At 65.0% G+C, this 14,558-nt stretch carries 12 protein-coding genes; 4 read left to right on the top strand and 8 right to left on the bottom strand.

Going from position 1 to position 14,558, the window contains the following annotated elements; all coding sequences use genetic code 11:
- Positions 1-133: 133 nt before the first annotated feature.
- On the bottom strand, positions 134-1,021 hold the full coding sequence (locus tag DNK89_RS00300) for a LysR substrate-binding domain-containing protein (protein WP_238990645.1): 888 nt from the start codon (positions 1,019-1,021) through the stop codon (positions 134-136).
- Positions 1,022-1,189: 168 nt separating this feature from the next.
- On the opposite strand from DNK89_RS00300, the gene DNK89_RS00295 reads away from it, so the two are divergent.
- From DNK89_RS00295 to DNK89_RS00280, 4 genes are all read left to right on the top strand, one after another.
- On the top strand, positions 1,190-2,548 hold the full coding sequence (locus DNK89_RS00295; protein ID WP_238990644.1) for an MmgE/PrpD family protein: 1,359 nt from the start codon (positions 1,190-1,192) through the stop codon (positions 2,546-2,548).
- A 62-nt stretch (positions 2,549-2,610) separates the two neighbouring features.
- Complete coding sequence (locus DNK89_RS00290) at positions 2,611-3,621, top strand: tripartite tricarboxylate transporter substrate binding protein (RefSeq protein ID WP_238990643.1); 1,011 nt, start codon at positions 2,611-2,613, stop codon at positions 3,619-3,621.
- Between the two features lie 32 nt (positions 3,622-3,653).
- Positions 3,654-5,243: an amidase gene (locus DNK89_RS00285; protein ID WP_110959125.1), complete on the top strand. Its 1,590-nt coding sequence runs from the start codon at positions 3,654-3,656 to the stop codon at positions 5,241-5,243.
- Between the two features lie 370 nt (positions 5,244-5,613).
- Positions 5,614-6,594: a tripartite tricarboxylate transporter substrate binding protein gene (locus DNK89_RS00280; RefSeq protein ID WP_238990642.1), complete on the top strand. Its 981-nt coding sequence runs from the start codon at positions 5,614-5,616 to the stop codon at positions 6,592-6,594.
- Between the two features lie 98 nt (positions 6,595-6,692).
- Here the strand turns inward: DNK89_RS00280 and DNK89_RS00275 are convergent, their stop codons facing one another.
- The 7 genes from DNK89_RS00275 to DNK89_RS00245 form a co-directional block, all read right to left on the bottom strand.
- Positions 6,693-7,766 (bottom strand): NAD/NADP octopine/nopaline dehydrogenase family protein, encoded by a 1,074-nt coding sequence (locus DNK89_RS00275; RefSeq protein ID WP_110958443.1) that lies wholly within the window; start codon positions 7,764-7,766, stop codon positions 6,693-6,695.
- 132 nt (positions 7,767-7,898) lie between these two features.
- Positions 7,899-9,041: an FAD-binding oxidoreductase gene (locus DNK89_RS00270; RefSeq protein WP_110958442.1), complete on the bottom strand. Its 1,143-nt coding sequence runs from the start codon at positions 9,039-9,041 to the stop codon at positions 7,899-7,901.
- Entirely contained in the window at positions 9,038-10,438 is a 1,401-nt protein-coding gene (locus tag DNK89_RS00265; protein WP_110958441.1) for an NAD(P)/FAD-dependent oxidoreductase, read from the bottom strand. Before DNK89_RS00265 ends, DNK89_RS00270 begins: the two co-directional genes overlap by 4 nt.
- Positions 10,435-10,797, bottom strand: coding sequence for a (2Fe-2S)-binding protein (locus DNK89_RS00260; protein WP_203422166.1), 363 nt, complete (start codon positions 10,795-10,797; stop codon positions 10,435-10,437). The genes DNK89_RS00265 and DNK89_RS00260 overlap by 4 nt, the downstream gene beginning before the upstream one ends.
- Positions 10,798-11,090: 293 nt before the next feature.
- On the bottom strand, positions 11,091-12,002 hold the full coding sequence (locus tag DNK89_RS00255; protein WP_110958440.1) for a LysR family transcriptional regulator: 912 nt from the start codon (positions 12,000-12,002) through the stop codon (positions 11,091-11,093).
- A 169-nt stretch (positions 12,003-12,171) separates the two neighbouring features.
- Entirely contained in the window at positions 12,172-13,239 is a 1,068-nt protein-coding gene (locus DNK89_RS00250; RefSeq protein WP_110958439.1) for a porin, read from the bottom strand.
- A 307-nt stretch (positions 13,240-13,546) separates the two neighbouring features.
- Positions 13,547-14,515: a tripartite tricarboxylate transporter substrate binding protein gene (locus tag DNK89_RS00245; RefSeq protein ID WP_161958917.1), complete on the bottom strand. Its 969-nt coding sequence runs from the start codon at positions 14,513-14,515 to the stop codon at positions 13,547-13,549.
- Positions 14,516-14,558 lie beyond the last annotated feature (43 nt).

The following is a 14,558-nucleotide window of genomic DNA, read 5'->3' as shown; positions in this document are numbered from 1 at the left end:
TACAAGAACACCTGCGCGGCGTGATTCGATCCACGGCTTTGCCTGTTTGCCGTGGATTGGATTTCTCTTCGGGAGCGCGAGTGGCGCACTGCCTTCTCAAAAGTCTCGTGGTCAAGCCGTTCGCCTCACTCGCCTATCCAGTGAGGTGCATCTGCCCCACTAGCAGCTCCTGGAACTCGTCGGCAAGTGCCATTGCTACCGCGCTCTCAGGCCGTAGACACGCGTACTGCGAATGCAGCAGCTCGGTGAGGGGGCGTTGCACCAGGCGAATATCGCCATTCGGCGCCGGGGTCCAGGCGGACACCAGGCCGATCCCGGCGCCCTCGGCCGCCAGCGCGCACACCAGGGGCGAGGTGGGCGTCTCGGCCACCACCTGCGGCACGATGCCCTGGCGCGTGAAGGCATCGTCGATTTGGTAGCGCAGGTAGCTTTGCGGCGAGGGCAGCACCAGCCGCTCGCCCACTAGGTCAGCCAGCGCCAGCTCGTCACGCCCCGTCAGTCGGTGCCCTGCAGGCAAAACCGCCACGATGCGCGCCGGCGGCAGCGGCTGCACCACCACGCCGGCGCGCGACATAGGTAGCTCCACCACGCCAAGGTCGAACTGGCGCGTGGCAACCAGCTCGGCAATCTGCGCCGAGGGCAGCGTCTGCACGAACACCCGTACCTGCGGCCGAGTGGCCAGAAAGCGCGCCACCGCGGCCGGTACCAGCCACTGCCCCAACGCGGGCAGAGTGGCCAGGCGCAGCGCGCCGGCCCGGTGGTGGCGGATGTCGTAGGCCACCTGCGCAATGCGGTCGATGCCCACGTACAGCTGCTCCACCTCACGGTACAGGGCCTGGGCCGCCGGGGTGGGCACCAGGCGCCGGCCCTTGCGCTCGAACAGCGCGTAGCCCAGCCGCATCTCTAGCAGGGCGATGGTGCGGCTCACGCCCGGTTGCGTCACGCTGAGCAGACGGGCCGCCCCCACCACGCTGCCCGAAACCATGACAGCGCGGAACGCCTCGATGTGGCGCATGTTCATGTCGATCCTCATCCATACCTCCAAGGCATAAGCAGCACCCTTCTTGTCACTGTACCCGCGTGGCCGGCGCACTTAGCATCAGCACTCGATCCCCTGAATCAATTACCGAGAACCCGACAACCAGGCCTGCAGCCACAAGCAGATGCTATGCCAAAAAGTGATGTATTGATGCCAGAACGCCCCCTGCAGTCAGATGCCCCTGGCCTGGCCCTGCAGCTGGCCCGCCACGCGGCGCAGGTGGATGCCGCCACGCTCAGCCCCGCAACGCGGGCGGCTGTGTGCCGCTGCGTGCTCGACGCCATCGCGAGCGCAGGGGCCGCCCTCGACCAGCCCGGCGTTCAGGCCGCGCAGCAGGCGGCTCCGGTGCTGCACGGCGCAGGCGGCGTGCCCCTGTGGTTCACGGGGCGCACGGCCTCGGTGGGCGGCGCGCTGCTTGCCAATAGCGCGGCCACCGCCGCACTCGACCTGGACGACGGCTACCGCATGGCACGCGGCCACCCGGGCGCGGCCGTCATCCCCGCCGCGCTGGCACTGGCGCACGCCCTACCCCAGACCACGGCCGGCGACCTCATGGCCGCAGTGGTGGCGGGCTACGAGGTCGGCGTGCGCCTGGCGGCCGCCCGCACCAGCTACGCGCCATCGGGCGCTTGGTCCGGCTTTGCCGTGGCGGCCACCGCGGGCCGGCTGCTGGGCACCGATGCCGAAACCCTGGCGCAGGCGCTGGCCATCGCGGCGCAGACCGCGCCTGCCCTGCCCGCGATGGCAGGCCTGGCCGGCTCGGACGTGAAGGAAGGCATCCCCGCCGGCGCGGCCTCGGGCTGGGCAGCGCTGCAGCTGGCGCTGGCGGGCTTCACCGGCCCCACGGCGGTGTTGGACGATGCGCGCCTGTTCAACGCACCGGCGGCCCTGCGCGGCTTGGGCAGCACCCCGCTGATCGAGGGCACCTACTTCAAGCCCTTTGGCTGCTGCCGCCACATCCACGCGCCGCTACAGGCGCTGCTGCAGCTGCAGGCGCAGCACGGCTTCGGCGCGGGCGACGTTGCCGGCATCGAGGTGTACACCTACCAGGCCACGTTCAACCTGGCCAACAGGCCGCGCCCGGACTCGCTGGTGGAAGCGCAGTACAGCGTGCCCTACTGCCTGGCCCTGTGCCTGCTGCACGGTGCCGACGCGCTGGTGCCGCTGCGCGCCGCCCACCTGGCCGATGCACAGGTGGGCCGCCTGGCGCAGCGCACCGTGGTGCGCCACGATGCAGCCATCGAGCCGTTGTTTCCGGCACGCTCGCCGGCCCGCGTGGCGGTGGTGCTGGCCGACGGGAGCCGGTTCGAATCCCCGCTGACCGATCCGCGCGGCGACCCGGACCGGCCGCTGTCCACCGCCGAGCTGGAACGCAAACTGCGTGTGGCCACCCGGGCCACCCTGCCCCCGGCCCGGCAGCAGGGAGTGATCGACGCAGTGGCCCGCCTACATGCGGGCTATGCGCGCCTGCTGCTCGCGGCACTGATGGCCCCCGCAGGCGCTTCATGACCCATTGCCCCCCTTGTCACCACCCCCAGCAGAATTTCCACTAGAACCCCGAGGCCACCACCATGCACCTGAAGATGAAGCCAACCCCCTCCCACCCGGGCCGCCGCGCCCTGCTGCGCGCCACGCTCTGCGCCGCCGTGCTGGCCGCGGGCCCTGCGCTGGCAGAGACCTTTCCGGCCAAGCCCATCCGGCTCGTGGTGCCCGCCCCGCCCGGCGGCGGCACAGACGGCATGGCCCGGCTGACGGCCAACGCCCTCACCGAGTCCGCGCGCTGGACCCTGGTGCCCGACAACCTGCCCGGCGCGGGCGGCAACATCGGCTTCGACGCCGCCTTCAAGGCGCCCAAGGACGGCTACACCCTGGCCATGGGCGAGTCGAGCAACATGGTCATCAACCAGTACCTGTACGGCCGCATCCCCTTCCAGATCGAGAGGGACATGCAGCCCATCGCCCTGGTGGCCCGGGTGCCCCTGGTGCTCATCGTGTCGGCCAGCGGCCCGCACACCAGCATGGCGGCGCTGGTGCAGGCGGGCAAGAAGGGCTCGCTGTCGTTTGCCTCGTCGGGCAACGGCACGCTGGCGCACCTGGTGGGCGAGTCTTGGAAGCGCAAGGCCGGGCTGGACATGCTGCACGTGCCCTACCGCGGCGCGGCCCCGGCGCTCACCGACCTGATCGGCGGCCAGGTCGACGTTTTCTTCGCCTCCGTGCCGGTGGCACTGCCCATGGTGCAGGGCGGCAAGGTGCGCGCCCTGGCAGTGACGGCGGCCGAGCGCGTGCCGCTGCTCAAGGATGTGCCTACCATGGCCGAGGCGGGCTTCAGCCAGATGGAAGCAAGCGTGGTCTTCGGCCTGGTCGGGCCGGCTGGCATCCCCGCTCCATTGGTGGCCCGCATCAATGCCGAAACCAACAAGGCCCTGCAGCGCCCCGCCGCAGCGGCGCAGTTGGCAGCCATGGGGGCCGAGCGCATGCCCGCAGGCTGGACGGGCGATGCCGAAGCATTTGCCCGCGTGCTGCGAGAAGAACGCGCCAAGTGGGCCCCGGTAGTCAAGGCCTCGGGCGCAACCGTCGATTGATCCGTAAATCCATGAAGAACGAGCACACCGCCATGCATACCCACCCTCCATTCCTTTCATCCCGCCCCGCCCGCAATGCCCTGATGCTGGCCCTGGCCACCGCCCTCCCCGCCTGGGCTTCCGCCGCGATGCCGGCCGAGCGCATCATCGCCATGGGCCTGCCGGAGCTGCGCGCCGCGCTGGACAGCGGCGCTCTCACCTCTGCCGAACTCGTGGCCGCCTACCTGCAGCGCATCGAGTCCATCGACCGCCCCGCAGGTGGTACCCGCGCGGTGCTGGCCGTCAACGGCGCGGCGCTGGAGCAGGCCCGCGCGTGGGATGCACAACAGCGCGCCCGGCAAGGAGCCGCCGCGCGCAATGCACCCCTGGCGGGCATCCCGTTCCTGGCCAAGGACAATTTCGACGCCGTGGGTATGCCCAACACCGGCGGCTCGCTGGCGCTGGCGCAGTCGGTGCCGGCCACCAATGCCTTCGTGGTGCAGCGGCTGCTGGACCAGGGCGCCATCCTGCTGGGCAAGACCAATCTGTCGGAGCTGGCCGCGTCCTACGGCTGGTACGGCTACAGCGCCGTGGGCGGTCAGACGCTCAACCCCTTCAACCCTCTTCGCACCGCCGATGGGTCCAGCAGCGGGTCGGCCGCCGCCGTTGCGGCAAGTCTTGCGCCGTTTGCGCTGGGCACCGACACCACGGGCTCCATCAGGGCACCGGCCAGCGTCACTGGCACGGTGGGCATGCGCGCCACCATGGGCCTGGTCAGCCGCGCGGGCATCATCCCCATGTCGCTCACGGCCGATGCGGCTGGAGCCATCACGCGCAGCGTGCAAGACCAGGCCATCGTGCTCGACGCCATCCAGGGCGAGGACAAGGGCGATGCCTCCACCAAGGGGATGGTGCGCCCGCAGCAGCCGCTGGCCACGGGCCTGGCTACGGCCACGCTGGCCGGCAGGCGCATCGCGGTGGTGGAGAACTTCGAAGGCGGCAACCCCGAGGTCGATACCATTCAGCGAAGCGCCGTGGCCGCCATGGAAAAGGCCGGCGCGCAGATAGAGCGCATCCGCCTGCCCAAGGTGTACGAGACGCTGCAACCCGCCGTGCTCGGGCCCATCGGGCTGGCCGAGTTTCGCCCGCAGTTCGAGGCCTATCTGGCCGGCCTGCCCGCGGGCCAGCCGCGCGACCTGCGCGAGTTCATGGTGCGGCTGGAGGCGCTGACCGACAAGGGCAGTCGCGGCATCAACCCCGGGCGTTACAAGGGCCTGCAAGAAAACCTGGACACCCGCACCACGGATGGGCCCGAATACATCCACTTGCTGAGCGTGGTGATCCCCACGCTGCGTCGCGAGCTGGGCGAGCTGATGGCCGCCGGCCGCTACGACGCGCTGTTCTACCCCACCCTGGCCTGCACCGCCCCGGTGGTGCCGGGCAAGGCGGACCCCAGCTTTGCCTGCAAGACCTACGCCTATGCGGCCGGCAAAATCTCGCCCACAACGGGTTTTCCGGAGATCACGGTCAACGCCGGCACAGCCGCGGGCAATCTGCCAGTAGGCGTGTCCTTTCTGGGTCGGGCGGGCGACGACGCGAAGGTGTTGGAAATCGCTGCTGCGTTTGAGCGATTGAAGCGGTAGAGCGGGAGACCTCTTGAATTGGCTCGGGGCGACTCACGTAGAGCGATTCAGCTTTTCTGGGCAAGGTCTTCCCTAGTCAGCTCCCTGCCAGACCGACCGGACCTTCGAGCACCTCCCTGTTGGACTCTTAGGCAATGTGTCCTGGCCCAGGGTGGATTGATCCCGGGGAAAAATCTTGGATGCTTGCGGCTGCGGAATTCAGGCTGGGAGGCATTACTGAGTGTCCCGAACATTGTTTACGTCGTCCCATCCGGGGCCCGCCCAATCCCCGCCCATCCATGCCATTGCAGGATGGATCCATCCTTGTACAGGCATGGGTCAAATCGTCATCGATTCTTAACATTCGTAGAACCACCCTACGGAGTTTTAGATGTTTTCCCTGCCCCCCATTTACCGTCCCCACCTGCTAGCGCTTGCCTGCCTTCTTGCGGGCGCCCAGACCGCAATGGCCGCATATCCGGAAAAACCAATCCGTTTCATTGTTCCAGCCGCTCCCGGCGGAGGCGCAGACACGACAGTACGGATCGTTGCCACGGCGCTTGCCCAACGACTGGGGCAGCCCATCGTCGTTGATAACAAGCCGGGGGCAGCAGGGGCCATCGGCCTAGACGCCATTGCCAAGGCACCGCCCGATGGCTACACCATAGGGACCGCCAACCTGTCGAACTTTACCGTCGCGTCCAACGTCTCCAAGACCCTGCCATACAGCCCCACCCGCGATTTCTCGCCCATCGCCATGCTGATGACACAGCCCTATCTGCTGGGGGTTACGGCAACGCTGCCCATCAAGACAGTCAAAGAGTTAGCTGACTACGGGAAAGCCAATCCCACGGCGCTGTTTTATGGCTCATCGGGCAACGGTTCCGCCCTGCACGTGGTGATGGAGCTGTTTCGCACGAGCATGGGCTTTAGTGCTACCCATGTGCCCTATAAGAGCATCGTTGCCGCACAAACTGATCTGATGGGAGGCCAGATCCAGGTGATGGTCGACAACTTCAGCACCATGGCACCGAACGTCGAGTCAGGTCGTGTCAGGGCTTTGGCGATTACCGGATCGAAGCGTTCGCCCATGTTCCCCAACGTTCCAACGCTGGCAGAGGCAGGCGTCCCAGCGGCGGAGGCTGTGACCTGGGCGGGAGTGGTAGGTCCTGCGCGGTTGCCGGCGGACATAGTCAACCGACTCAACAGGGAAATCAATGCGGTGCTGGCCGACCCCAAGGTACGCAAGCAGTTCGCAGATGTTGCCTCCGATCCAGCTCCCATGACGGTTACCGATTTCGCCAAGTACATTCAGGCCCAGGACGCAAAGTGGAGCGCCGTCATCAAGCAGGGAAAGATCACGACGGATTGATCTTCCCCCTTACCGGCAGCCCCTGCGCTGCCCGTGCTGCCGCACACAGCATGCAATCTTGAGCGGCAGCCACCACGGCTGCCGTCCATCTCCCCACATCAGCAATAGCCATCCCGCGCGAGTCGACGCAATGCCTGAACGCCTAACTGCTCGAGTTCCAGCCCGACGAGAAGGTCGTTCTCCTTCGTGAAATCGCGCCCGTAGGCAGCGCACAGCAGCGCCACACCGGCCTCGTGCAGACGTGTCTCGACGCCGGCAGCCCTGCCAAGTCGCACCGTGGGCACCAGACCAAAAGGCACATCCTCAAGCACATAGCGGCTGTCAGCGGTTGTCGGCCCCATCACACCCAGGCCTTGACGATAGCGCTCTTGGTTCATCTGTGCCACGCTTGCCTGCGGCAACTGGTAGGACTGAGCGATGTGCTCCTGCACAGCCTTCACCTGAACTCCCAATGCCCTGGCGATGGCCAGACGCTCCGCGTCCAGCGACTCGATCAGCCTGCCCACGGCAGGTGTCACGTTCTCGGCCTGGTTCCATGCCTGCGCATGCTCCATGCGTGTCAGGTTGAGCAGCGCGATCGCTAGATGGTTCTGCGGATTGACATTGCCCAGGGAAACAGCGAGCAGGCCGTCGCGCCGCGTAAACCGATCACCGAACAGCTCGGTACATAGTTGGTGGCCAGCTTCCCCGCTACGGGCCGGCAGCGTCGCCATATCAACCCTGCTGCGGATGGTGCCCACATGCACAGCATTGGAACTGCGCTGCCGTGCGGTGCAGACAGTGCTGGCCAGCGCGATGATGGGTGCGGAAATGCCGCGGCTGGACAATTGCCGATTCAGGTACAAGGCGCCGAACGACAGGTGTGAGCTGATGATGAGCGGCAGCCCCGGCCGCACGTGGGGCACGCATGTGTCGAAGGCGAATCGATGCCCAGTGGCAGGTAGTGCAAACACCACGACCTGAGCCCATGCCATGGCCTGCGCGCATGACGGTGCCACGTGCGGGGCGAAGCTACCGCTGATGGCTCCCGTGGTAGTCAGCGTGCGGCCGCCGCCTAGTTCCTGAGTGCGCTGGCCTGAGGGCGACCAGAGCATGGCCTCATGGCCTGCCGCCTCCAGCAGGGCTGCCATGCCGAAGGCGATGGCACCTGCCCCTACGATACTTACTCGCATGGCAATTTTTTCCTTTTCAGGTTATGTAAAAAATCAGTTGAACGGTGTACGGCATTCAGCGCCCGCAGTTACGGCAGACCAGCCGCTCATGAAGCCTGCCGGGGTAAGGGAGAAAGCAGCGCAGGTCAGCGTTCAGGCCGCAGCCATCAGCCTGCGCGCATCGAGCGCAGCTATGGGGCGCCGTGTGCGACCCTGAGTGATCAGATCGGTCAGCGTGGCACCCACCACGGGCACCAGCTCGAAGCCGTGCCCCGAATACCCGAATGCATGGAATACACCTGGAGCATTTACTGCGGGACACACCACCGGCAGCAGGTCCGCTGTCTTCGCCTCCAAGCCCGACCAGACCCGCACCACGCGCACATTGCGCACGCTTGGGAACACATCCGTCGCAGCCCGGGCGCCCTTCGAGAGCACGCCCATCCGCACCGAGGCGGTCTCGGCATCCAGGTCCGCGACGCCTTGCAGGCCGCCACCGATCACCAACGTGCCTTGGTCGGACTGCTTGAAGGACAGCGAGCGGCCCATGATCGAAACCACGGGTTTGACCAGGGGTGCCAGCCGCTCGGTAACGATCATCATCGACGCCTTGGTCCCAAGGGGAATCTCGTCGCCCACCATGGCAGCGATACGTCCCGCCCAGGCGCCTGCGGCGTTCACGATGAAGGGGACCACGATGGATTCTCCATCCACCTCAACCGCAGGACCTTGCAGCGACAGCGCCCAGTCCTGTCCACGCTGTTCGATGCCTGTGACTCCACACCCCTGCCGGATGACGGCACCTGCCAATTCGGCACTGCGGCGGAAGGCTGCAAGCGTTCGGTGCGGATCTGCCGCACCATCAATGCGTGAAATGGAAGCGCCCAGGCATTGGGGGTTGATGGCGGGCACCAGTCTCCGCAACTCCTGGGCGTCAATGATCTCTTCATGTTGGTAGCCCGCGGCGGCCAGGCTGGCAACACGCTGCTCCAGTTTGGCCAAGTGCTCGGGGCGGTCAGCCACGCAGATCTGGCCGTTGGGATGAAAACCGCAGTCGTCACCCACGAGCGCCGAAATGCGATGCCACATTTCCATGGACTCCAGAGCCAGGTCGAGCTCTCCGACATCCCGATTGAGCGTGCGCACGCCAGCGGCCGTCGCGCCCGACGCATGGCGCCCCACCCAGGACTTCTCCAGCACCACCACACGCTTTCCGGCCCGGCACAGGTGCAAGGCCGCAGACAGGCCGTGCAGGCCGCCGCCGATTACAGCCACATCGAAGACACGCGCGCTCATGGTGCCTCCTGTCCGTTGTCCAGCGATGCCAACTCGCCCAGTGTCAGCTGCTTAAACGGCGGACGTATGCGATGGAACCCAACCTCCTGCACCGTTTTGCCGTGCGCCTGCGCAAGGATGTGGGCCACCGTGTAGCCGCAATGCCGACCCTGGCACGGCCCCATTCCCGCACGCGTCAGCGACTTCACCTGATTGGGGTCCGGCCGCCCGCCGGCCACTGTTGCTCGGATATCTCCTGCCGTCAGCTCTTCGCAGCGGCAGACCACTGTGTCGTCTGGCGGAGAGAACAGTTCAGCTCGGGGCGGGTACATCGCATCTAGCAGAGGACGCATCGCCATCTCCCGCGCAAGGTGCCTGCGCAGCGGCGTGGCCAGCCGGTTGGCGGCATCCGCATCCAGCCGCCCCATGTTCAGTGCGGCACCGACAGCGGACAGCGTTCCCCGAGTGCATGCCGCGCGGGCACCGCCAATGCCAGCGCCGTCTCCGGCCATGAAGATGCCGGGTTTACTGGTCATTCCCCATGGGTCCAGCAGAGGCACCAGGCTCTTCTGCGACTCGCTCCACGCATGCTCACACGCAAGCGCGTGCGTCATGTGCACAGAGGGGACCACCCCCTCGTGCACAAGCAACAGTTGCAGATCCACTGCGCCTTCCTTCCCAGAAGCCGTCTTGTATGAAAGCTGCTCCAACTGCTGCGAGCCACGTGCGCGCAACTGGGTTACGCCCCGCACTATGGGAAACCCTGCACGGCGAACTTCGCGCATCCAGGCTACGCCCTTTGCTAGGTCCTTCCACGCTGCGAGAGCGCCAGCGGCATGCGCGATACCCCGCCGCCAGGCGCCCGGGGGGGTCGTGTCTAGCCAACCCGCTAGGCGCCCACCAGCGCGCAGGAGTTGCACCATGTACAGCAATACCAACGGTCCGCTGCCGGCTATCCAGGGGGCCACCTGCGGGATCTCCCGGGCATTTTTCATCAGGATCTGTGCAGCACCAACCGTGAGCACGCCAGGCAAGGTCCAGCCTGGGAACGGCGCTGGCCGCTCCTGCGCGCCAGTCGCCAACAGCACGCTTGCCGCCTGCACGCATTCGGCCGTCTGGGCGTGGCTCATGAAAACCTTCCATCCCGGTTCGATCTGCCAGACCTGCGTTGCGGGTTCGTACAACGCACCGCTGGCACGGAAAGCCCGCGCCAGCGGCAGGCCGGCCGCATACTCCTCACCCAGCAGCGAGGCCATGCCAGACTCTGCGCGTGCTTCCACCGCACGCCAGATCTGCCCGCCCGGGGCGGGCTGCTCATCCACCACCAGCACTTCCAAGCCCAGTTGCCGCGCCTGCACTGCGGCGGACATGCCAGCGGGTCCGGCTCCGATGATCAAGAGATCCACGCTGCGGTTCATTGCGACACCTCACTACCGGTTGCCATGGCCCCGCAAGCTGGCACTTCGATTGCCAGTTCGCGGCGGCCGCTCTGACGCTGCACACACATGCCCTCACCGACCTCCACGAGGCAGGTCTGTGTGGAGGCCACTCCATCCACGATGGCCAGGCATTCAAAGCACACACCCATCAGGCAATAAGGTGCACGCGGGCTGCCGGTAACTGGAGTAGTCCTTGACATCGGGGGATCAAGCCGCAGCAGCACCGAGGCGACCGAGTCACCAGGTTCAGCGGTGATGGCTTGTCCGTCGACAGTCAGGTCCAGCAGATGAGCACGGACCCGGTCATCGGGTAACTTTCGAAACAGGGAGGCGGTCATGGGAGCGGGGCTGCAAGCAGCATTGGTAGTCCGCATGCGGCCATGCAGCCGCAAACGAGCGTTGAACAGAACTCCGGTACAACGCTGCCAACGCTCCAACCGCGCCACGGCTGGGCGCAATACATCTGCTCGCTGCTGCGAAACTCAGATCGCCCGTGGCGACTGCAGTCCCTGACAGCTGGGCAGCAATGAATGGAGAGACGGACCAGGACCATGTACCGGCATTGGTGGATGTCCAGTCATGCTAGGGCGCGACATTGAATTCATCTATCCCACGCAAAGCGCTAATCCATTCACACAGCACAAGTGTCGCGTGTCTTTTCGGTGGCTGTGGCCATGTACTGCAGTAGATCTTTGGCCGGTGCGTTGAGCCGCGTGTCCCCCAATGCCATTGCCTGCACGCTGAAGGGCAGACCGGGTCGCAACGGCACGGCCGAGCCTCCTTTTCTGCGATGCATGGCTCCGGTGAACGGATCAACCACCGAGATGCCCAAACCACGCATCACAAGTTCGCTGGCAGTGAGGGACTGCGACGTCTCTGACAGGATGTCCAATTCCCCTCCCGCTTCCTTGAGCAGGATTTCCAGTCGCTTTTGAATTGCCCCCGTTAAGGCCACGAAGGGACGGCCCATAAGCTGCTGCATATCCACCGGACGATGGCTCTCCGGCCACTCAGCAGGCCCGGCGATGCAGACGCAATCCGCAGTGAACTCCGCCACGTTCTCGACCTCGCCGACAGCCAAACGGTGTGCTCCGAAGCCGATGTCTGCCTGCCGATTGCGCACGCTGCGCACAACCTCGATGGAGGAAACAATGTCCAGACTCACCACGACGTTTGGATGCTGGCGCCGAAGGAACGCGATCGCATCCGGCATGACCGAGTGCCCCAAAGCGGGAATGGCACAGATAGATAGGCGGCCCATGCGCTGCTTACGAAGTTGCTCGGAGAAGCGGGCGATATCCTCTAGCCCCAAAAAGGACTGCTGCACCTTGGCCATGAGTGCTAGCGCCTCTTCCGTTGGCTTGACCGTCCGGCCGTGCTTCGCGAACAGCTGAAATCCCACGACCCGCTGCAGCTCGGATATGGTTCGGCTCACTGCCGACTGGGAGGTACCCAACGCATCGGCTGCGGCGCCGATACCGCCCTTCATAACAGCGGCCCGGAACGCCTCAATCATCTGGTGTGTCAACAACTGCGTCGGCATGGCGCCCTCCTCGATAGCTTGCAGTGTAGGGCTCGCAAGAGGCGGACCAATGGTCTCATCCCAGGTTCCTCCTAGCTTTACACGAGCGAAAAAAAGGGGCCAGCGCTTGCTTCGCCGGCCCCAAATCACCTTGGAGAGATTCGCGCTGTGGTGGACGATGCCAGAAAGATCAGAATGTGTGGCGCACCCCGAGGTCGAAGCCAGAGGAGGCCTGATTGGCACCCGTCACTGCGCCATTGAGTGCGGCTGCGGCACCGCCTCGGTTCTTGACGTGACCGTAGGCGCCATATAACGAGGTGCGCTTGGACAGGTAGTGCACATAGCCCAGCGATACCTTGTCGGACTGGGGTGTTCCCGCAGCAGTAGTTTTATATGTGGACCACTGGGCCTTGATTTCACCGGCACCCACCCGGTAGATCCCTCCCAGTTGATAGCCCTTGCCGGTCAGGCCCGCGAGAGTGCCAACCTTCTCGCGGTAGTACCCGCCCATGGCGGTGAACGCACCTATGTCGTAGCGGCCGCCCAGATTGGTGGACGTGATGTCACCCGTGGCTGCGGTGGGGGCGTACTGCGTGCGCGTGGTGGAGAAAGCAACGTTCAGGGGCCCTGCCTTGTAGCCCAGACGCAGGCCGCCGCCATTGCCGTCCTTTTCGGTGGCCGCTGCATTGCGCGGGTTTTCACCCAGGTAATACTGCACCACGCCGTACACGCCGCCGAGGTTGGAAGGCAGGAAGTACATGATGCCGTTGGACACCCGTGTGGGAATCGGCCCTGTGAGCGCACTGGTGTACGCCTGTGATGCGGCGACACCGCTGTTGCCAAAGGGATCGAACTCAAAGCGGTTGTAATATGCCACCGAGTAGTCGCGCCCCAGGCGCAGTTCACCCAGCCGGTTGGACAGGCTCACAGTGGAGCGCCTGCTGAAGGTGAGCCCGCCGCCCCCAGCGCTACCGCCTGTTTGGTTGTTGGTGCTGGTCGTGCCGCCGCTACCGTTGTCGGTGAGCAGACCCGCTTCGAGCCAGAAACCTGCCGAAAGGCCGCCGCCCAAATCCTCCACTCCGCGAAAGCCCAGGCGCGATCCTCCGGTGCCACCAGATGCCAGTTGCGATCGGTCAGCCACGCTGCCCGAGCCCACTTGCAGGTAAGTGTCGACGACCCCGAACAGGGTGACTGATGATTGCGCGCTGGCCGCGCCGCAAGCGGTAATCGCAAGGCTCCACAATAGATGTTTGTTCACTGAACTTCTCCGATAAAATTCCCGCTCTGGCGGGTTATTGATTGCTTGCCTTGCTGCCACATCAACGTGGCCATCCACCGCGTTCGCTGCGGCTTTTTTCAGGCATGGCTGCGCCACAGCGCCACCCTGATCGGGGCAGGCGCAATGAGGGCTTCTGCAGCAACAGGCAAACCCTTCCTCCTCCTGACCGCAAAGGCCTGGATACGGGCTGTCTGGGGTGTGGGGACTTGTGGGGACTATCGAATAGGCAGTCCTTTCATGCAGTGTTGATTTGCACTTTTCACACTACGGCTTTGCGGGCGTCTACCTATTCGACCTTGATGTCAGCATCGACTATCACCTTGCGCCACTTCTGGATGTCGTCGCGCACACGGGCGGTAAACTGAGTTGGGTTGCTGGCCACAATGGAAAACCCTGCTTCCTCAAGTTTCTGGCGCATCTTGGGCTCGTTAAGCACGGTGCGGATGTCGTTACTGATTTTGCTGACGATGGGCGCTGGAGTGCCTGCGGGCGCGAACAAGCCGAACCACACATCCGACTCGTACCCTGGGTAACCTGACTCTGCGATGGTGGGCACCTGCGGTAGCAAGGGGCTGCGCTTGGCGCTGGTTACCCCCAGCACACGCAGCTTGTTGGCCTTCATATAGGGCATCGTGGTCATCACCACGTCGAAGCTTGCCAGCAACTGTCCCGCTACGAGGTCGTTCATCGCTGGCCCCGAACCTCGGTACGGGATGGCCAGCATCTTCAAGCCGGCCCGGGCCGCGAACAATGCCATTGACATGTGCGGCGTGGTGCCCACGCTGCCGTTGTAGGGGATTTCGCCAGGCCGAGCCTTCGCATACGCCACGAATTCTTGGACCGTATGGACCGGTACAGAAGGATGCACCGACAACAATTGGGGGATGGTGACCATCTCCGAGATCGGGACGAAGTCGCGTTGGACGTTGTAGGGCAGTTTGGGATAGAGCGTCTGCGCCACAGCGTGCGTCGATACGGTGCCCAGCAACAGGGTGTAGCCATCGGGCTTGGACTTGGCGACTGCATCGGCTCCGATGATGCCCGCTGCGCCGGCCCGGTTGTCGACGATCACAGACTGCTTCCAGGTATCGCCCAGTCTGTCGGCCAGACTACGGGCCAGCAAGTCGGTAGATCCGCCCGCCGAGAACGGGACAACGATCTTGACCACTTTGTCGGGATAGGCATCCTGGGCAGAGGCTGCTAGCCCGAACAGGGCTACACCAAGGCCGAATACCAAAGGACGGGCTAAAGTCATGAGGATCCTTTTTGAAGTTGAAGAGAAAGCAAAGGAAATTGAA

The organism is Acidovorax sp. ST3, from assembly GCF_003231145.1.
Taxonomy (GTDB): domain Bacteria; phylum Pseudomonadota; class Gammaproteobacteria; order Burkholderiales; family Burkholderiaceae_C; genus Acidovorax.
Note: the sequence above shows the minus strand (reverse complement) of the source record. Positions and strands in the feature narration are given on the sequence as shown.

What these genes read in the sequence shown, in the direction of transcription:
- DNK89_RS00275 (WP_110958443.1), bottom strand. Translation starts at nt 7,766, where the DNA reads ATGCGAGTAAGTATCGTAGGGGCAGGTGCCATCGCCTTCGGCATGGCA.
- DNK89_RS00285 (WP_110959125.1), top strand. Translation starts at nt 3,654, where the DNA reads ATGCATACCCACCCTCCATTCCTTTCATCCCGCCCCGCCCGCAATGCC.
- DNK89_RS00255 (WP_110958440.1), bottom strand. Translation starts at nt 12,002, where the DNA reads ATGCCGACGCAGTTGTTGACACACCAGATGATTGAGGCGTTCCGGGCC.
- DNK89_RS00265 (WP_110958441.1), bottom strand. Translation starts at nt 10,438, where the DNA reads ATGAACCGCAGCGTGGATCTCTTGATCATCGGAGCCGGACCCGCTGGC.
- DNK89_RS00300 (WP_238990645.1), bottom strand. Translation starts at nt 1,021, where the DNA reads ATGAACATGCGCCACATCGAGGCGTTCCGCGCTGTCATGGTTTCGGGC.
- DNK89_RS00280 (WP_238990642.1), top strand. Translation starts at nt 5,614, where the DNA reads ATGTTTTCCCTGCCCCCCATTTACCGTCCCCACCTGCTAGCGCTTGCC.
- DNK89_RS00295 (WP_238990644.1), top strand. Translation starts at nt 1,190, where the DNA reads ATGCCAGAACGCCCCCTGCAGTCAGATGCCCCTGGCCTGGCCCTGCAG.
- DNK89_RS00270 (WP_110958442.1), bottom strand. Translation starts at nt 9,041, where the DNA reads ATGAGCGCGCGTGTCTTCGATGTGGCTGTAATCGGCGGCGGCCTGCAC.
- DNK89_RS00290 (WP_238990643.1), top strand. Translation starts at nt 2,611, where the DNA reads ATGCACCTGAAGATGAAGCCAACCCCCTCCCACCCGGGCCGCCGCGCC.
- DNK89_RS00245 (WP_161958917.1), bottom strand. Translation starts at nt 14,515, where the DNA reads ATGACTTTAGCCCGTCCTTTGGTATTCGGCCTTGGTGTAGCCCTGTTC.
- DNK89_RS00260 (WP_203422166.1), bottom strand. Translation starts at nt 10,797, where the DNA reads ATGACCGCCTCCCTGTTTCGAAAGTTACCCGATGACCGGGTCCGTGCT.